This is a genomic window from Rufibacter roseus, assembly GCF_001647285.1.
GTDB classification, from domain to species: Bacteria; Bacteroidota; Bacteroidia; order Cytophagales; family Hymenobacteraceae; genus Nibribacter; species Nibribacter roseus.
Map to the genome: position 1 here is coordinate 44,248 of NZ_LRML01000019.1, position 18,392 is coordinate 62,639.

General features: G+C 50.0%; 19 protein-coding genes. 5 read left to right on the forward strand and 14 right to left on the reverse strand.

Annotation, left to right across the window (positions count from 1 at the left end; all coding sequences use genetic code 11):
• Window positions 1-39 precede the first annotated feature (39 nt).
• The 11 genes from A8O23_RS19365 to cysC all read right to left on the reverse strand — a co-directional run bounded on the left by A8O23_RS19365 (window position 40) and on the right by cysC (window position 10,861).
• Window positions 40-1,146 (reverse strand): HesA/MoeB/ThiF family protein, encoded by a 1,107-nt coding sequence (locus A8O23_RS19365; RefSeq protein ID WP_066625147.1) that lies wholly within the window; start codon window positions 1,144-1,146, stop codon window positions 40-42.
• A 42-nt stretch (window positions 1,147-1,188) separates the two neighbouring features.
• Window positions 1,189-1,599, reverse strand: a complete 411-nt coding sequence (locus tag A8O23_RS19370; protein ID WP_066625153.1) for a molybdenum cofactor biosynthesis protein MoaE — start codon at window positions 1,597-1,599, stop codon at window positions 1,189-1,191.
• Window positions 1,600-1,652: 53 nt separating this feature from the next.
• Complete coding sequence (gene moaD, locus A8O23_RS19375) at window positions 1,653-1,892, reverse strand: molybdopterin converting factor subunit 1 (RefSeq protein WP_066625159.1); 240 nt, start codon at window positions 1,890-1,892, stop codon at window positions 1,653-1,655.
• Between the two features lie 337 nt (window positions 1,893-2,229).
• A complete protein-coding gene (locus A8O23_RS19385; RefSeq protein WP_066625162.1) occupies window positions 2,230-2,685 on the reverse strand; it encodes a hypothetical protein in 456 nt (151 codons plus the stop codon).
• A 574-nt stretch (window positions 2,686-3,259) separates the two neighbouring features.
• Window positions 3,260-5,476 (reverse strand): xanthine dehydrogenase family protein molybdopterin-binding subunit, encoded by a 2,217-nt coding sequence (locus tag A8O23_RS19390; RefSeq protein WP_066625167.1) that lies wholly within the window; start codon window positions 5,474-5,476, stop codon window positions 3,260-3,262.
• Window positions 5,473-6,468 (reverse strand): FAD binding domain-containing protein, encoded by a 996-nt coding sequence (locus A8O23_RS19395; RefSeq protein ID WP_066625169.1) that lies wholly within the window; start codon window positions 6,466-6,468, stop codon window positions 5,473-5,475. The genes A8O23_RS19390 and A8O23_RS19395 overlap by 4 nt, the downstream gene beginning before the upstream one ends.
• Window positions 6,465-6,992, reverse strand: coding sequence for a (2Fe-2S)-binding protein (locus tag A8O23_RS19400; RefSeq protein ID WP_066625229.1), 528 nt, complete (start codon window positions 6,990-6,992; stop codon window positions 6,465-6,467). The genes A8O23_RS19395 and A8O23_RS19400 overlap by 4 nt, the downstream gene beginning before the upstream one ends.
• 572 nt (window positions 6,993-7,564) lie before the next feature.
• Window positions 7,565-8,161: a nucleotidyltransferase family protein gene (locus A8O23_RS19405; protein ID WP_066625171.1), complete on the reverse strand. Its 597-nt coding sequence runs from the start codon at window positions 8,159-8,161 to the stop codon at window positions 7,565-7,567.
• A gap of 5 nt (window positions 8,162-8,166) precedes the next feature.
• On the reverse strand, window positions 8,167-9,324 hold the full coding sequence (locus tag A8O23_RS19410; protein ID WP_066625172.1) for an XdhC family protein: 1,158 nt from the start codon (window positions 9,322-9,324) through the stop codon (window positions 8,167-8,169).
• A 92-nt stretch (window positions 9,325-9,416) separates the two neighbouring features.
• Window positions 9,417-10,244, reverse strand: a complete 828-nt coding sequence (gene cysQ / locus A8O23_RS19415; protein ID WP_082883177.1) for a 3'(2'),5'-bisphosphate nucleotidase CysQ — start codon at window positions 10,242-10,244, stop codon at window positions 9,417-9,419.
• Window positions 10,245-10,246: 2 nt separating this feature from the next.
• Window positions 10,247-10,861, reverse strand: a complete 615-nt coding sequence (cysC, locus tag A8O23_RS19420) for an adenylyl-sulfate kinase (protein WP_066625174.1) — start codon at window positions 10,859-10,861, stop codon at window positions 10,247-10,249.
• 400 nt (window positions 10,862-11,261) lie between these two features.
• Between cysC and A8O23_RS19425 the strand changes: the two genes are divergently transcribed.
• Together A8O23_RS19425 and A8O23_RS19430 are read left to right on the forward strand one after the other, a co-directional pair.
• The gene (locus A8O23_RS19425; protein ID WP_153042294.1) at window positions 11,262-11,657 is read left to right on the forward strand and encodes a hypothetical protein; all 396 of its coding nucleotides are present in this window, start codon (window positions 11,262-11,264) and stop codon (window positions 11,655-11,657) included.
• Between the two features lie 13 nt (window positions 11,658-11,670).
• Window positions 11,671-12,570, forward strand: coding sequence for a sulfotransferase domain-containing protein (locus tag A8O23_RS19430; protein ID WP_066625180.1), 900 nt, complete (start codon window positions 11,671-11,673; stop codon window positions 12,568-12,570).
• Window positions 12,571-12,572: 2 nt separating this feature from the next.
• Here A8O23_RS19430 and A8O23_RS19435 read toward each other — a convergent pair whose 3' ends face one another.
• Window positions 12,573-13,046 (reverse strand): hypothetical protein, encoded by a 474-nt coding sequence (locus A8O23_RS19435; protein WP_066625183.1) that lies wholly within the window; start codon window positions 13,044-13,046, stop codon window positions 12,573-12,575.
• 356 nt (window positions 13,047-13,402) lie between these two features.
• Here A8O23_RS19435 and A8O23_RS19440 point away from each other — a divergent pair, with 356 nt between their 5' ends.
• A complete protein-coding gene (locus tag A8O23_RS19440) occupies window positions 13,403-13,618 on the forward strand; it encodes a hypothetical protein (protein WP_066625186.1) in 216 nt (71 codons plus the stop codon).
• Window positions 13,619-13,764: 146 nt separating this feature from the next.
• On the opposite strand, the gene A8O23_RS19445 is transcribed toward A8O23_RS19440, so the two are convergent.
• Together A8O23_RS19445 and A8O23_RS19450 are read right to left on the reverse strand one after the other, a co-directional pair.
• Entirely contained in the window at window positions 13,765-14,529 is a 765-nt protein-coding gene (locus A8O23_RS19445; protein WP_066625233.1) for an oxygenase MpaB family protein, read from the reverse strand.
• A gap of 180 nt (window positions 14,530-14,709) precedes the next feature.
• Window positions 14,710-15,066, reverse strand: a complete 357-nt coding sequence (locus tag A8O23_RS19450) for a SpoIIAA family protein (protein ID WP_066625190.1) — start codon at window positions 15,064-15,066, stop codon at window positions 14,710-14,712.
• Between the two features lie 201 nt (window positions 15,067-15,267).
• Between A8O23_RS19450 and A8O23_RS19455 the strand changes: the two genes are divergently transcribed.
• Together A8O23_RS19455 and aspA are read left to right on the forward strand one after the other, a co-directional pair.
• Window positions 15,268-16,401, forward strand: a complete 1,134-nt coding sequence (locus A8O23_RS19455) for a glycoside hydrolase family 26 protein (RefSeq protein ID WP_066625192.1) — start codon at window positions 15,268-15,270, stop codon at window positions 16,399-16,401.
• Between the two features lie 413 nt (window positions 16,402-16,814).
• On the forward strand, window positions 16,815-18,230 hold the full coding sequence (aspA, locus tag A8O23_RS19460) for an aspartate ammonia-lyase (protein WP_066625194.1): 1,416 nt from the start codon (window positions 16,815-16,817) through the stop codon (window positions 18,228-18,230).
• The last annotated feature ends 162 nt before the right edge of the window (window positions 18,231-18,392 follow it).

Genomic DNA, 18,392 nt, shown 5'->3' on the forward strand with positions numbered 1-18,392 from the left:
AGTTGGCAGGGAGCTAAGGTTATTAGTTTCATTACCCGTTTATGTGTTAGGAGTCTGGTTTATGACTAGCTGGTTTCCTAATTGGGCCAGCCACTGCTCCATGCCGCCGATCACGCTGTATACCTCAAGGTCATTCTTTTTATCCAGTAATAAGTGGGCGGCTTTTTGGCTTCGGACGCCTTTCTGGCAGAAAGTAACCACGGGCTTTTCTAGAAACAAATTTCTTGTTTGGGCCTCAAAGTCTGACAAGGGAGTATGGCGGGCATTGGTTAAATGCCCCTGCTGATATTCTTGTTGCTCCCGAACGTCTAACAACATGAAATCCTTCCCGTCTTCTATCCATTGATGCAGCGTCTCAACTGATAATGCGGCAACGGTGGAACACCCAGCAGTGGCGTAGGAACTTTTCAATTTCTTAATACTCTGGTTCTCTGGTTTTGCCTTCAGTTTCATTTTAAACTGAGTGTTCTGGAGGAGGTCGAGCATTAACAAAACGCCTGTCAGTGGTTCGCCCACGCCTGTAATAATCTTAACCGCCTCCAGTGCCTGATAGGTACCTATAATGCCGGGCACCACGCCCAACACGCCAGCGGTGTTGCAATCAGGTATTTCAGCGGGGGTGGGAGGCGTGGGGAAAACACAGCGGTAGGTGGGGCCGCTTTGGTAGTTGAACACGCTTACCTGTCCTTCAAACTGATGCAGGGCGCCATATACAAAGGGTTTGCCCAAAATCACGCAGGCATCATTAATGAGATAGCGGGCCTCAAAATTATCAGTGGCGTCAATGACCACATCAAAATCTTTCAGAAGATTCAGTGCATTTTTTGGGTTCAGATGGAGGTGGAAAGGAAGCAGTTTTACTGTGGAGTTCAGCTGGGTTAACTGCTTGGCCGCAGCCTCTACCTTTGGCTGTCCTACTTGCGCTTCGGTGTAGAGTACCTGTCGGTGCAGGTTATTCAGGCTCACCACATCACCGTCAGCCAATCCTAAGGTACCTACCCCCATGCCTGCTAAATATTGCAGCACTGGTACTCCAAGCCCTCCTGCTCCAATCACAAGTACCCGCGCCTCTGCTAACTTCTGCTGCGCTTCCGGCCCAAAAGTCGGTAACTGTGTTTGACGACTGTAACGGGGATTGATGTTCATGGGGGGAATAGGTATTAAGTTGTGTTTCTGGTTATGATTTGCCTATGGATGCGCGTTTACCCACACGCTGTTGTCTTGGTAGTACTCCTTTTTCCAGATGGGCACGGTTTTCTTCAGCTCGTCAATCAGGAAACGGCAAGCAGCAAAAGAAGCATCGCGGTGGGCGGAACTGGTGCCAATTACCACCACAGGTTCGCCAATCTGCTTTTCCCCCACCGCATGCTGCATCACTAATCCTTCCAATGGCCACTGTTGCTGCGCCTGCAAAGCAATTTTCTCCATCTGTTTCAGGGCCATAGGCACATAGGCTTCAAATACCAACTTAGTTACCTGCTTGCCCTGTGCATGGTCGCGCACAGTCCCCACAAACAAATTGACACCACCAGCACTGTCACTCTGCAGCTGCTGATACGCTTCGTTTAGGTCAATCTGATCTACTATGCTGATGTGCATGCTTTTTAATGAGCTAATGTGTGAAGGAGTGGATGAGCGAAGGAGTAGTTATTTTAACCTCCGCTTACGGGCGGAATAAGGGCGACTTCGGCTCCAGATGGAAGGGGTTGCGCATCGTCGGCATATTCGCTGTCAACGGCAACGGCCAGGGAGCTCAGTTTTTGCAAGGCAGGATATTGTTGCGCCAGCCATTCCTTCAGTTTTCCTACTGTTTCTGGTCGGTCTTGAGTGGGTACCGTCAGTTGGTTTTGCCCCACAATTTCCCTGGTGATTCCGAATAAAAGGATTTCCATGGATGTTTTTTTCTATTGGTACTGCTCTTCTACGCGACATCGGGTAGAATGTCTAAATCTACTGCTCATTCTTTTACCAGCCAAGCGGGCGGTGAGATAGAAAGTTGTTTTAGGAGTGATTTATGAAATGTAGGCTGAAAACAGATATCTTTTTAAAGAAGTATTTAGCACGTATTCCTGATACTCCCCCTTTGAAGGGGGCGAGGGGGATGTTTACACAGGAGAGCTTAGCGTTGCATGAGGGGTACTTATATTCTTTGCTAGCTAATGCTACTGAGGTTGTTCTAAAAAGAAGAAGCCAAGAGAAACTGTAAAGACAATTCACGAGAGCACCAATCTATTCCATCTGGAGCGGAATGGTGAAGCTGCTTGGGGTAACGCAGTTGTTGGTATCAACTTTTCTTAGCCTGATGTAGCGTAGGTGCTTAATGAGCTTAGGCTTTAACTCCTCCACATAACTAAAATTACCGACTTTATCATTTAGCCTAATTTCTATAGAGTCTTGAGGATTGTTACGTGAATAAAGCTTCGCGAAAAGAATGGTGTAGTTATGTAACAATAAACTGGTTGTGTCTATTTCTGCCTTAAAAACAATTCTACCTACATAGGAGGCTTTAGTACGGTAAGGTTTGATAAAAGCGTCAGGAGTCAAAAAGTAACAGGAGGGTACTGAGCCATAGATACAATGTGAGTTTGGTACGGTGCTAATATCTGTTTTTGTTGATTGTCCAAAGCAAGTCACCCACATGCTGGCTAGGCCAAGGAATAAGATATGGGTAACCCCTTTTTTCATTGTCAACAGCTTTTTTTATTTGAAGATATACATAGTTGAACACCTGTCAAAAGGATGGTATGTGAATAGTGCCTTCGTGTAATATCTTCTTTCCACGCCAATTCCTGAAGCTAAATAAATAATTTGGTAGTCTCTACAAATTACCTTCTAGGGGAATGGGTTCCATACGCTGGCTTCTACTGTACCGCCTGCCGTTGTTGCGTGTTCTCGCCAACAACTTCCTATGCTGTTGGTCTAACCACCATCGCTTTTCTTAGTTTCTGACTAAATCTCTCTCTGAAGAGGTTTGTCACTTTTCTCCTTGATGTTCAACCTAACCAAAAGAATCAAGAAGCCCCTGACTCGCTGCCGCTCAAACAAAAGGGGCTTCAATTACTTTACCACCTGGCCCATGTGCGCTGTTCCATAGCCACGGCGGCTACTGCTGACTGGAACCTGTCCCTCGTGCTCCCGCTAAGCGCCTGCGTGCCTTTGGCACTGCGTTGCCCGCTCCCGCAGGAAACGCTAAGGAGGGTGTGGTGGTTTCTGATTCAAAACTCAGGACTCGAGACTCGAGATTCAAGACTCTTAACTCCTAAAGCAGCTTGTCCAAAGTAATTGGCAGTTCCCGTACCCGTTTTCCGGTGGCGTGGAAGATGGCGTTGGCGATGGCGGGGGCTACGCTTACGATGCCTATTTCACCCAAACCTTTCGCGCCTAAGGGATTCACAATGTCGTCTTGCTCGTCTACGAAGATGACGTCTATGTCATGCACATCGGCGTTTACGGGCACGTGGTATTTGTCAAGGTCGTGGTTCATGAAACGGCCCAAGTTGTTGTCCATCATGGTTTCTTCTTCCATGGCCACGCCAATGCCCCAAACGGCCCCGCCCAGTATCTGGCTTTTGGCGGTTTTAGGATTGATGATGCGGCCTCCGGCAATGGCGGCTACAATGCGGGTCACTTTCACGGTGCCCAAATCTTCGTCTACTTTCACTTCCACAAAGGTGGCGGAGTGGGCGTAGGGCGAGTAATTCTGCTGCTTATCCGCGGGCTGCTGCGTAGCCTCCGCTTCCACCGATTCTCCGCCGTTCTGCGCCAAAGCTGCTTTGATGGAAACAGATTGGGTAGGATTCTGTGAAAGCAGAATCTGACCATCGGAGAAAATGACGTCTTCAATTGAGGCATTCTGTAGCGGCGAGTTATCTACTTTCTTGGCAAGTTCTAGCAGCGTTTCCTGCACTTTTTCACAGGCCAGCTTTACAGCAGAGCCCACCGATGAAACCGTCCAGGAACCACCCTCCAGCGGTGCCATCGGCATGGAGGAGTCGCCGAGGCGGAACGACACATTCTCCAGCGGAAGCCCTAAGGTTTCGGCGGCAATCTGCGACATGACGGTGTAGGTACCGGTGCCAATGTCGGCGGTGGCGGAGGTGACCAGCAGCTTGCCCTCGGGGGTGAGAACTGCTTTCGCGGCGGCTTTTTTCTGCGTGGCTTCCCAGGCCCCCTGCGCGAAGCCCCAGCCAATGAGATTGTGCCCTTCTTTCATGGAGCGGGGCTCCATTTTGCGCTTGCTCCAGCCGAACTTCTCCGCACCCTGGCGGTAGCATTCTTTCAGTTCTTTGCTACTGAACGGCTTGTCTTTATTCTGGTCTTTTTCAGAGTAGTTCTTGATGCGAAATTCCAACGGGTCTATGCCTACCTCATAAGCTAGTTCATCTATGGCGCACTCCAAGGCATAAATGCCGGTGGTGCCGCCAGGCGCGCGCATGTCCAGAGGGGTGTACACATCCAGCCCCACTAATTTGTGCGTGAGCTCTACGTTTGCGCAGTTGTACAGTACGCCTGGCCAGATGACCACGTCTTCGGAATAATCTTCAAATTTGGAGGTCTCGGCAAAAACCTCTTGTTTAATGGCTTGCAGTTCACCGTCACTAGCGGCCGCTACGGCAAATTTCTGATTGGTTTTAGGCCGGTGACCGAAGGAGAACATCTGCTGCCGGGTCATGACCACCCGCACCGAACGCTTCAGCTCCCGCGCGGCCAGTACGGCCAAGAATAACTGGTACTGCGGCCGCAGCCCCGAACCAAACGCCCCACCCACGTATGGTGAAATCACCCGCAGTTCATCCTCAGCCAATCCGAATGCTTTCATCAGATACTGCTGGCTGTTTTTTACACCCTGAATTTTGTCATACACGGTTAGCTTTCCATCTTCATACACGGCGGTGGAAGCGTGCATTTCCATTGGGTTGTGGTGCTCGCTAGGGTGCGCGTATTCTGCCTCTACTTTAGCTGTGGCACTGGCCAACGCCGCAGCCGCATCTCCTCTTGGGTCTGGGGGAGGGGTGGCTTTGTATTTCTTTGGCTTGTAAGCTTTGGGCAAGTTGGCTTCAAAGTTGGTGTCATGCGGCTCCTGCTCATACTCTACTTTGACCAGCATAGCCGCATAACGGGCCAGCTCAAACGACTCGGCCACCACCAGCGCGATGGGCTGCATGCTGAACTGAATTTTGTTACTGTACAGCGGCTTGAACGGAGAGCCCGGTGGTGAGTCTTTGTCTTGGTAGTCTTTGTCTCGCCAAGTATAGCCGGGGCGGTTTTGGTGAGTGAATACCTGCAATACTCCTTCTAAGGCCATGGCCTCAGAAATATCGATATTTTTGATGGTTCCCTTGGCGATGGCGCTGTTCACAACCACTCCATAGGTCAAATCTGGGGCGCTGAACTCGGCGGCGTATTTTGCCTGTCCGGTTACTTTTTCAAAGCCGTCTACGCGGTTGGCGGGTTTGCCTATTTGTTGTGCACTCATGCGCTTGCCTCCATGTTAGTGGCCTGCTCCAGCGCCCGTACAATGGCGCGCTTGGCCAGTTCAATTTTAAACGTATTGTCTCCGTAGCCTTTGGCTCCCTCCAGATATGCTTCCGCCACTTTCTGAAAGTTCTCTCTTGTAGCAGATTGTCCGTGCAGCAACGCTTCTGCCTCTGGTTTGCGCCAAGGCTTGTGCGCCACCCCGCCAAGTGCTATTCGAGCTTCTTTCACGGTGTCACCTTCCAGTTCCAAGCCTGCCGCCACTGACACCAGGGCAAAGGCATACGAAGCTCTGTCGCGGAGTTTAAGATAGGTGTAGTGCTGAGCGAATCCTTTGGATGGCAGCTCAATGGCTGTGATGATTTCGTCAGGCTGCAGGTTCGTGTCCAGGTGCGGCGTGTCTCCGGGCAGGCGGTGGAAGTCGGCCATCGGGATAGCGCGGGCACCGTTGGTGCCGGATACATGTACAGTGGCTTCCAGTGCGGCCAGCGCCACAGCCATGTCTGATGGGTGCGTGGCGATGCAGTGTTCGCTGGTGCCCAAAATGGCCAGGTCACGGTTGTAGCCTTTAATGGCGGAGCAGCCGGTGCCGGGCTCCCGCTTGTTGCAGGGCGTTTGGGTGTCGTAGAAATAGTAGCAGCGTGTGCGTTGCAGCAGGTTGCCGCCATCAGTGGCCATGTTTCTGAGCTGAGCCGTGGCGCCCGCTAGAATAGCATGCGACAGAAGTGGATACCGCTCCTCGACCAACGGATGGTAGGCGGTGTCTGCGTTTGTGGCCAAGGCGCCTAGTTTCAGTCCGCCGCTTTCGGTTTCCTCAATGGTGTTGAGGGCAATTTTGGTGATATCGATTAAGTGGGCGGGGCGCATGACGTCAATCTTCATCAGATCCAGCAAGTTGGTGCCGCCGGCAATGAATTTTGAGTCTGGGTAAGCAGCTACCTCACGCACGGCGGTCTCTACATCCTGGGTTTGGGAGAAGGAAAACGGTCTCATTGGGCGGTGCTCCTTTCCAGCGCTTCCTGCGCCACTTTTACTATGTTGGTATAAGCTCCGCAGCGGCACACATTGCCACTCATCAGGTCTCTGATATCATCTAACGTTTTGGCTTTGCCCTCGTTCACCAACCCAATTACGGAACAGATTTGGCCGGGGGTGCAATAGCCGCACTGGAACGCATCGTGGTCAATAAATGCCTGCTGCACCGGGTGCAGTTCTTTGCCTTGGGCCAATCCCTCAATGGTGGTGATTTCTGGACCTTCCTGCATCACGGCTAATGTTAAACAAGAATTAATACGCTTGCCATCAACTAGCACGGTGCAGGCGCCGCATTGTCCGTGGTCGCATCCTTTTTTGGTGCCGGTAAGGTGCAGGTGGTCGCGGAGTGCATCAAGCAATGAAGTCCACGGGGCTAGTTGTAGTTGGTGTTTTACGCCGTTCACGGTAAGGGTGACAGAACGTGTTTCGGGGAGCCGAGGCCGGTTCCCTTCGGCGCTTCCTCTGGGTTTTTCTTGGTTCATGGAGTTGTCCGTTTGAACGGGTGGAACATCGGGATTTGAATAAGAAAATCCGCGCAACCAAGTATGGAGGGCGGATTTTCTGTAGAATCAATTCATCACAAGTGTACGGTCTGTACACCCATCCAACGGTAGCAGCAGGTGGTCATCCGCTGCTCAGTATTTTTACGGAGCGGTTACCCGATGGTTGAAATCAGTTGGAAAATTTAGCTGAAACTTTTTGAGGAAAAAGAGGTAGGCTGTTTTTGACTTGTTTTACTGAGAATAAGCTAAAAACGGATCAGGAAAGCAAAAGCCAATAAAGTAGCGAAGGAAAAGACTCTCCCCTGGAGGGGAGCGAAGAGGGGTGTTTACACCTGCCGGTCTACGTATTGCTGAAATGTTACTCTGCTGATTTTTTTGGTAAAAAGTTCTGAATGATTTTACCAGGAATACCTGCTCTCCTGTGTAAACACCCCTCTTTATCTCCCCTCAAGGGGAGAATCCGCTACGTCACACGCTTAATTGACAGTTGAGTGTTTAACACAACTAATAACATTTACAAAAAGTGGTGCTGGTAAGCGATGAGGTGGAATCTAAACTTTCGGCTCCCGATGCTGGAGAGCGGCAAATTCCTGAGGCGTGTCTATGTCAATGGCGCCCAATTCAAAAGGAACGGCCGCTACTTCTTCTGCGTGTTGTTTCAGGAGTTTCTTGGCGCCGTCTTGTCCCTGCAGTTGCTTTAGTTCAGAGAAAAAGGGACGAGTGAACAATACCGGTGCTCCTAAGGTATTTTGGTAGGCGCAGGCGACTATGCCCTTGCCAGTATGCTGCTGGGCCTGTAGCAACTGCTGGAGTATTTCTGCAGATACAAAAGGCTGGTCGCAGAGCATGAGAATAACGCCGGAAACAGTGGGAGCAAGGTTTAGAAGTTCTTGGACGCCCGTCCAGATGGAGGAGCCCATGCCGGTTGCCCATTCGGGGTTGTGGACATGGTGCACGGGTAGGGATTCCAACTGGGGCAGTACGGCTTGGGAATTAGCACCTGACACTACAAGCACAGTACCTTCCTTTATGCCTGCTGCAGCACTGACCGCCCGTTGCAACAGTGTTTGTCCTAGGTACATCAGGTTCTGCTTGGGTTGACCTAAGCGGGTAGAGGCACCGGCTGCCAGAATGATAACACCTACCATGTCGCCTAAATAGAGGAAAAAGAAGCTAGATTAAGGTTGATGCCGCGGGTGTGGATTGGCTCCTGTTTGTCCCGCAAAAACGTTCCTGCCCGTTGTGATAGAACAGCTTTTATTTCCGCCAGAATAGAAAGAGAAATTTCCTCAGAGGCCTCGGCGCCAATGTCTAGACCGGTAGGGCCAAAGACTTTTTGCAGCATCTCTTCTGTCATCTCTATGCCTTCGTCTTGCAGCTCTTCGAGCATGCGGGTCAGTTTCTTTTTCGGCCCCAGCACACCAACATAGGGTAATGGGAGCGGAAGAACCTGCCGCAGTATAGCCAAGTCATAGTTGTAGTTGTGAGTCAGGAGCAGGAAAACGGTATGGTCATCTACCATAACTTGAGGCAGTACCTGCGGCGGCTTCGCTACCAGCACCCGATTGGCCATAGGAAATCGCTCTGCAGTGGCGTAATTGGCTCTGCCGTCTACCACGGTGGTTTCCCAGCCTAAGAGCGCCGCCATGTTAACCAGAGGCATGACATCGTTACCGGCTCCACAAATGACCAGCGAAACAGTTGGCTTCAGTACCTGAACAAAACCAGTGAGGGGAGCAGCCTCTGAATAGCTTTTTATTTGTGAGTGCCCTATTTCAAGTGCTTCCCGAGCATCAGCTAAGACGGCTTCTTCCAAAGTTTTATCAAGACTGGTGCTGTAGGGCTGGCCGTGTTGCGTCAGGAGCAAACAGGAGCCAGGCTGCTCTGCTTTTCGGTCTTGCCAGTTAAATAGAGTTACCACTACCGCCTTGTGCCGTTGCCGTTGCGCCTCTTTCAGGAGCTGAATAGGATGATTAGGGTTTTCAGTGTTGATTGGCTCAATCAGAATATGGATGATGCCGTTGCAACCCAGACCCACACCCAATTTGGCATCATCGTCATCGGTGGTGTCATAGGTGACCAACAGGTTCTGGTTCTGCGCCATGGCTAAGCGGGCTTTGCGCAAAGCATCACCCTCCAAGCAACCGCCGCTGATGGCCCCCGTCAGCTCCCCGTCTTCAGTGACCAGCATGCGCGCGCCCGGCTGCCGGTAAGACGACCCTTCTACATGCACCACGGTGGCCATGGCCATTTTTTTTCCGGATTGCTGGTGGCGGTCAAAGGCTAGAAGTATGTCGCGGATTTCTTTCATGTGAGCGGTAAAGAAGAAGAGTGCAGAGGCTTCTTACTGCATAATTACTCGTTTAGTTCTGAAATTGGAAATGACTAAGCCATCGTTTCAGCTTAAAAGGCCACAAAAGAGGGGTTTAGCAGGTCCGGCTTGTTGTACTTTAATTCAGAGGTGAGGTCGGTTTGGTAAATGCTGCGGTTCAGGGCGTTTAAAATAGCATGGCTAGCGGCTGTGTCCCACTCCATGGTAGGGGCGAAACGCGGATAAATATCAGCTTTTCCCTCTGCTAGCAACATAAACTTGAATGAACTGCCCATAGAAGCTGATGCAGGCTTTTGAAACTGCTGGATAAATGCATCTGTCTCTGGCGTGCGGTGCGATTTTGAGGCTATCACCTTTAGGTTAGGCTTCTTTTTCAAATCAGCTAGGGTATATCTATGGGGCAAGGGAGTAAGAGTTTCTGTGCCGGTGGGCGATTCTTTTGTTACTCCAGTTTCGGCAGAGCCAAAATAGAGGGTTTGGACGGTAGGAGCGTAAATGACTCCAGCCACCGGAACCTGCTGGTGCATGAGTGCAATGTTCACCGTAAACTCTCCGTTGCGCTTGATAAATTCTTTGGTGCCGTCCAGCGGGTCCACAAGCCAATACCATTCCCAATCTTTGCGTTCTTTATACAGAATTTCTTTTCCTTCTTCAGATAAGATAGGCAGCCCCAGTGGCTGAAGCATTTCAAATATGATGTGGTGAGCCGCTTTGTCTGCTTTGGTCAAGGGTGAATGATCCCCTTTATGCTCCACCCCAAAGTCAACGGTTTCATACACAGCTAATATGGCTTTGCCTGCTTCCAAAGCAGCAGTTCTGGCTGTCTTTACCCAGAGGTTCAGGTTTGGTGGAGGGGGAGGAGTGGGGCTGGTGGAAGAATGTATTGAGGCTTCGGTCATGGTTAAAAAGCTGCATCCATTTTTTCCTGCATCGTTACACGGGGTTCTACAAATTCAATCAATTTGAGTAACGATTCTCCAATGGCTTCTTCACCGGTTTTCACTTCAAGATCGGGCAGGAGCGGGGTTTCATAGGGAGCGCTGATACCGGTGAAATCTTTGATGATGCCCTGACGCGCTTTGGCGTAGAGCCCTTTGGTGTCGCGCTTTTCGCACTCAGCTAATGGGCAGTTGACAAATACTTCCATAAATCGGCTTTCGCCCACAATCTGCTTCACCAGTTCCCTTTCCTCGGCATATGGCGAAATGAACGCGCATACCACTATTAATCCGGCGTCAACCATCAGTTTTGCCACCTCGGCCACCCGTCTTATATTTTCTTTCCGGTCATCGGCACTGAAGCCAAGGTCACGGTTAAGGCCGTTGCGCACATTGTCACCATCTAGCAGAAACACCTTGTGCCCCCGGTGAAACAAGTAATGTTCCAGCCGCAGCGCCAGTGTACTTTTGCCTGAGCCAGAAAGCCCTGTGAACCACACCAATTGCGACTCCTGCAGCATCTGCTCTTTTCTTTGTTCGTTGCTGACTTTAGATTTGAAAGGGTAGATATGCTTCATGGACTTGCACGGATTTTGTGGTGATGTGCCTTCTACGCCAAAAGCGGAGGTGTGGGTTGGGGTTCATTCGTATGCACGCAGATTAGGAAATTATAGTAAGCTTTGTTTTCGGTCTGTTTTTTGAATAACAGGGCGAAAACGTTTTTCAGAAATGATTGGGAGACGCAAGGTATTGCGTCTCTACAAACAAAGGTGATGCGCGGAGCGCGAGTAACTCTACCCAGGAACTACAGAAACAAATAACCAACAGCAGCATTTCAACAGCAACACAAGGGGCAGAATTGGAACTGTTACCAGCCTTGGGGATGAGCGCCTCGCTTTGAGCGGTGCCGCGCCAGCGGCAAGGCCGAAGGTCTAGTGAAAAGGGCAGTGCGAATCCACAGGGCGGGGCCTCGCGGCCGTGAGCGCATGGAGCCGGAGCCACGGAGAAGGCGGTCTTGTGGAGCCTTGGATATGCTGGGGCTTTAAAATTCGGGAGCGGGAAAAAGGAGGGATGGGTTACTTAGTTTTGGTTGTCCGTGAGAATATACAACAACGGCAAGTGGTAAAGCGGAAGCAGGGGCAAAAATCTTCATTAGATCCTTCGGCTAACGCTCAGGATGACCGCAAAAGAGTAAGATCAGGAATGCGCGGACCGGCAGGTGTAAACATCCCCCTTCGCCCCCTTCAAAGGGGGAGTATCTGGAAGCGTTTCTTAATAATTGTGTTTTCGGCCTGTTTTTCAGAAAAAACACCCAAAACAGAACAGTTAAAACCTTTGCTCACCACTTTCCGTCAGGAAGAATTCCATCACTAACTTCACACATCACATGCACATTTTGCAAGGCGGCGCACCCAAGTGCGGAAACTTTTGGCTCTACCAAATCATACAGGAAATCATGAACCTGACTGGCCATACACACAAAAGTTTTATTCAGAACCACCCCATATATGAGCTCGCAAAAACATGGGACCTGAACTACCCCAGCCAAGCCAGTATTGATGTGCTGGAGATAACCGATTTGCAGGACAGCTACCGCATCAGCAGTGTGTTCCGGATGCCTATTGTGGACCTTAAAAGCTACGTAGCCCAAGCCAACCACGTTTGGACGCATTCGCCTATTTGTAAGCGGAGCGGAGAGGTGCTGGAGCTGTTTGATAAGAAAGTATACATCGTACGCGACCCGCGGGATAGAGCCATCTCGGCAGCGAAGTACTTTTGTTCGGACTATATGCTCAAGTATTACCCGCAGGAAATAAAAGACCCGCAGGTGTACCTGGAGCGGCACTTTGATGAGCTGATGCGCGAGTGGGTATGGCATGTGTTTGACCACCTGCGTCTGAGTCAGGAGCATAACATCCACATTACTTTATACGAGGCGTTCTTGCTGGATTTCCAGCAGGAGCTTGACCGGTTGTTACAGTACTTGAACGTGGACCTAAGCCAAAATCAGCGCGATGAATTGCAAGAGGCCATGAGCTTTGCCACGCTGAAAAGTAAAAACCCGAAACACCTGAAAAAAGGACAGTCGGGCTACTGGATGGACCAGCTAACGGATGAGCAGGTGGAGAAAGCTGAGATTATTGCCGGACCGCTGATTCGGTTCTTGGGGTACCCCAGCCAAAGAGGTCAGGAAATGACTTACGCCACTGAATTCCCGCACCATGATTTTGAGTTGCTGAAGCAGGAGATCCTGGAATCGCAGGTCCGGCTGTACGAGCCTGCTTGAGCTTACCATACTCCTAATTGACGGCCCACCGTTTTCAGCTGCCCAATATGGTAGCCGGTGTGGTTAAATGTGGTCATGGCGGCCCAAGAGAGAGTTTTTCCGTTGGGCTGCACTTTGAACAAATCTACCTCCGGATTCTGTACCAGCTGCACCATTTCTTCCTGATCGGCCTCAAAGGCATCAATGGCGGCGTTCCATTCCTGCTCCGTGGCGGGTTGGTGATTTTCAGGCCAATGCGCGTCTGGCCACACATCAATGTATCCTTCGGGGTTTTTCATGAACTGGAGTAAGGTGGAGAGGCGGGCGTGCATGTGCCCCAGCAGAACCCAGCCTGAAAAGTGGAGGCCCGGCAGCATGACACCGGCTTTGTCATAGTTGAATTCCCGGAGCAAAATCACGTTAGGGGCAAAGCCGCCTCTGAGTAATTCTACCAGTTGCTCGCGTACCAGTTGGTCAATGTGTGCGTTTGAAGTCATTTATGTGCTATAGGGTGTTTTGGTGCTGAAACGGGAGAGGCAGGAAATAGGTTAACGTACGGACAGGGCTAGATCTCTCCTGATGCAGTGGACAGCGATTTAACTGGAGAGGCTTGAAAGAAACCCGCCCCTCCTGAATGAGTTCTGAGTTCTGAGTCGCGAGTCTTGAGTCATTTAAATTAAATAAACACCACCCCTTCCTCCTTGGCTTTTCCTGCGGGAGCGGGCAACGCAGTGCCAAGGGCACGCAGGCGCTTAGCGGAAGCACGAGACGCAGGTTCAATTTAGTAGTAGCCACAGAAGCTATGGAACAGCGCACATCGGCCAGGTGGTAAATTTACTGAAGCCCTTACTGTTTGAGCGGCAGCGAGTTTAAGGGCTTCTTGATTCTTTTGGTTACTTTTCTCATCAAGGAGAAAAGTAACAAACCTCAGCAGGGAGAGAGGCAGGTTGAGATAAAGAATATAGCAGTTATGGGAGAAACAGCATTGAAGTTGTTGGTGATTACACACAACAACGGCGGGGGTAACGGCGGAGGCAGGAGTAAAGTCTTCGTTAGATCCTTCGGCTAGCGCTCAGGATGACCGCAAAAGAGAATGATCAGGAATACGTGGATCTGCTGGTGTAAACATCCCCCTTCGCCCCCTTCAAAGGAGGAGTATCAGCAATGTTTGAGGTGTTTGAATGAAAATAATTCTGTTCAATCAAGCTGCCGTTCTCAAGAAGGCTGACTGTCCAAATCCTTAATCTGCTTCTGGTATTCTGCAGGCAAGATAATGGATTTCAGGAACCAGTCTAGTTTAAGAACTCTACTTACCTTATAGCCTTTCAGAATAGGGGGCAGGAGGGAAATGTTGCGGAAGCCAAGGAGTTCTTTTACGCGGTCAGGCACCACCAGCGTCTGCGCTTCCAGCAACAACCGGTAACGGATTTCACCCAGGTGCTTGCGGTACTGCTGAAACAAATCTTTGGTGAAGTGGCTGTACGCTAAATCTTGCTGCAGGTGCTCGGCGCGCATTTGAACCCATTGTGGGTAAGAGGTGGGCAGGCCGGTGAGACCCATGCGGTGGCCCACACGGTAAAATACTTCAAAAACCTCTGCTTTTTCTGCTTCGGATAGCTTGCGCTCCAGCACTTCAAAAGACCTAATGGAGTAGTCAATGAGCATGAACAGCACATCGCGGTAGGCCCAGTCGGGGATTTTGGCGCCCCGATTGGCTTCTACGGCAGAATGGATGTGGGCCATTTTGTCGATGGTTCTGTTGGCGCCTTCGGTGGTGGAGTAGACAATAAAGCGGGCGTACGTGACCGTGGAGAACAGCCTGCCGAGCGGGTCGGCGGGGAGACGGCCCGTGAAGTAGAGCCAATCCACAGCTTTATTTAAGGCAAACTCGGCAGCCGAGCCAGCGAAGATGAATAGAATAGTGTCGCCTTTGCCCCAAATCTGCCGCACCACTGAGTTTTTCGAGACAAAATAATCCATAGAGCTAGAGGTATGGGAGCCACTGAAAAAAAGGCTCCGCAGGAAGAACGCTGGAGCCTTCATGGCCATTGCCCGCGAGCAAGAAATCTGTTTAAAAGGCAAACAGGCTTTTAGAAGCTAATGTACGTGAAGATGTTTTCGAGCTGTTTTTCAGAAAACAGGGCAAAAACACAGGCTGTCTTATAAACCTACAAACTCCCGAGCCTCATCCCGCTCTTCGTGTTCAAAATATTTCACCTCTGCCGTAGTGAAAGGCTTCATGAGCTGAGTTATGGTTTGCTCCCATTTTTTGCCGCCCACAATGGCTATTTTGTCAAAATCGGTGACGTGCTGTACATCAAATTTAAGGTCTTCCCATAGACCGTCTGGTTTCCAGCCGTCAAAGTTTTCAAATTCCCAGTATAGGTTAATTTTTCCTTGCTGAGAAATTCTTGTTTCCAGGGCCGGGACTAAAATATCATATTCTTCCTTGCCTAAGGTGCCTGATACTTTCACGGCAAACACCTTGGGATCATCAGTTTCTTTGATCTCTACCATGTCAATTTTTTCTTTTTGGTACGCGACCTAAGGTGGTAGGTTATTTAAATAAATGGATTCTTGTGTGCTGCACATTAGAAACAGTATTTATTCGGTGTGACTTCAAGAAAAACCAGGAGGGGTAGTAGAAAACTGTGAGGCATTTGTGAGAGAAACATCATCTTCTTATCTTGTCAGAACTACACTTATTAACCTATTTTGATGAAGCAGCCACTTTTGTTGTTTCTTCTGGCGCTGTTCTTTTGCAGTTGCGCCGGCATGAAACCTATTGATTCCCACGCTACCAAAGAAACCAAGGCCCTGTTCAAAAACATGGGACAGCTGTCTAAAAACCACACGTTGTTCGGGCACCAGCACGCTACTGAATACGGCCACGGCTGGCAGGGCGACGTGAACCGGTCTGACGTGAAATCAGTGACGGGCTCGCATCCGGCGGTAATAGGGGTAGATATAATGGGGTTTTCTGGTCGCTCTACAGAGGAGATTGAACGCAACAAAGAGGCACTGCGCAAAAACGTGGTAGATACCTACAACCGCGGCGGCGTAACCACAGTAGCCTGGCATTTCTCAAACCCGGTATCGGGCGGAGGATTTTACTGGGTTGACACAGTTTCATTGCCAGCGGTGAAGTACCTTATACCTGGTGGCGTGGCGCATGAAGAATACAAGAAGATTTTAGACCACATTGGCGAGTGGGCGCACAGCCTGAAAGGGGCTGACGGTACGCTGGCACCGGTTATTTTCCGTCCATTTCATGAGTTTGACGGCGATTGGTTCTGGTGGGGAAAGTCGCACACCAGCCGTGAAGATTATATATCGCTGTGGCGGTTTACGGTGAGTTATCTGCGTGACAGCCTGCAGGTGCACAACTTCCTCTACGCTTTCTCGCCAGATAATTTGTTTGAGAATGAAGCGGAGTTTCTGGAGCGGTACCCGGGCGATGAATGGGTTGACATGGTGGGTATGGACAACTACGGCGACATGGGCCGCGACCGCTATGCTTTGGATGTGGCCGCCCGTAAGTTAAAGATTGTCTCTGATTACGCCCGCAAAAAAGGCAAATTGGCGGCTTTCACCGAAACTGGTCTGGAGTCTATCCCTGATACCACCTGGTGGACAAACACTTTGCTCAAGACCATGAGAGCGCACGACATGGACCTGGCCTATGTGCTGGTCTGGCGGAACGATGTCCGGAGCCCTACGCACTATTACGCACCATTTCCCGGCCAGGTGAGCGTGCCCAACTTCCTGCAGTTCTACCGTGACCCCTACACCCTTTTTGAAAATGACCTGAAGAACATTTACCAGCGGAAGAAGTTTTTGGGAATATTTTAGGGTGATCAGGTTAAGTCTAAATGGCTTTCCCATGGCGCAAGCGTCCGCTTGTGTCCGCACGCACTCCTGATCCACTTTCTCATACATAACCTGTTTTCGACCTACTTTTAAGAAACCAGGTCAAGAACGTACTTACTAAAGTTGCCTGCTGCGTAGTTCGATCAGACCAAACCAAAGCCAATAAAATGTATAGCAATGTGTGCGGACACAAGCGGACGCTTGCGCCATATTCTTTCTTTGATTTGCCGTAGCTTTTCTGTTTTCGGCCTGTCTTTAAAAATTAATCTAAAAACAGAGATGGCTTCTTTGTTTGAACTAGTTAAAGGTCTATTGCAGCGGCGGCAGAAAACAAAGTGGGGGCAAAGGGGGTATTTTATAGGGTATATTTTATTGACACCTTACAAAAGACTTTCATGGAGCCATCTTCTTATAGAATTGAACACGACTTTCTGGGCGAAAAGAAAATCCCGAACAATGTGTACTACGGGGTACAGACCCTCAGGGCGCGTGAAAACTTCAACATTACCGGCATCACCCAAGCCTCAGAGCCGCTTTTTATAGAAGCCTTTGCCTACGTGAAGAAAGCGGCCGCCATGGCCAACTGCGACTGCGGTGTGCTGAACCCCAAAATTGCCGGCACCATCATTCATGCCTGTGACCGAATTATAGAAGGGGAGTTTCATGACCAATTTGTGACGGACCTTATACAGGGCGGAGCCGGAACATCCATCAACATGAATGCCAACGAGGTAATTGCCAATATTGGGCTGGAGTACTTGGGGCACCAGAAAGGGCAGTACGAATTCCTGCACCCCAACAACCACGTCAACTGCTCGCAGTCCACCAATGACACGTACCCCACCGCCGTCATGATGGCGCTGCACTTCAAAGTGAAGGTGTACCTGCAGGCCCTTCAAGAGCTGCGGGCATCGTTCCTCCGGAAGTCTGATGAGTTCAAAACTGTGCTGAAGATGGGGCGTACGCAGCTACAGGATGCCGTGCCTATGACCCTGGGACAGGAGTTCCACGCTTGGGCCACCACCATTGGCGATGACATAAAACACTTAGGTGAAGCGCAAGAAAAGCTGACTGAAATAAACATGGGTGCCACCGCCATTGGTACCAGCATCAACACGCCCAAAGGCTATCCGGAATTAGTGACCAAATATCTGGCCCAGCTTACCGGTTTGCCCATGACCCTGGCTCCAGATCTGATTGAAGCCACTTCAGACATGGGTGCTTATCTGTTAATCAGCGGAATGCTGAAGCGAAGTGCCATTAAAATTTCCAAAATCTGTAATGATTTGCGCCTGCTTGCCTCTGGTCCGAGAGCTGGTTTAAATGAAATAAGGCTTCCGCCTATGCAACCAGGTTCTTCCATTATGCCGGGTAAAGTGAATCCGGTTATTCCGGAGGTGGTGAACCAAGCGGCTTTCTACGTGATGGGTGCCGATGTAACCATTTCGGCCGCCGCAGAGGCTGGTCAGTTGCAGCTCAACGTGATGGAGCCCGTGATGGTGTTCAGCTTGTTTAATTCCATGAACTACATGATCAATGCCATTTTTGCCCTACGCACCAAGTGTATTGACGGCATTACGGCCAACGTGGAAGTGTGCCGAGAAGAGGTGATGCGCAGCATTGGTATTGTCACTGCCCTTAACCCTATTTTAGGGTACGAAACCGCTGCATCTGTTGCAAAAGAAGCCTTGGCCACTGGTAAAGCCATTCACGATATTGTGGTGGAAGAACGTAAACTGATTACCCAAGAAAAGTGGGACGAGATTTATACGTTTGAGAACATGGTGCATCCGGAGTATATCAAGGCATAATTTTTGACTTTATATCAGAAAGAAAATTCCCAATTTTAGGCTTGTTTTTCAGAAACCAAGGCTAAAACAGGGAATTTTCTTTTGGAAGAAAGGAGGTTACGAGGAGCTCTTTAATTTAAAAAAGACTACTGAACGTAAAAACACGGAGTGGGACGAGCATAA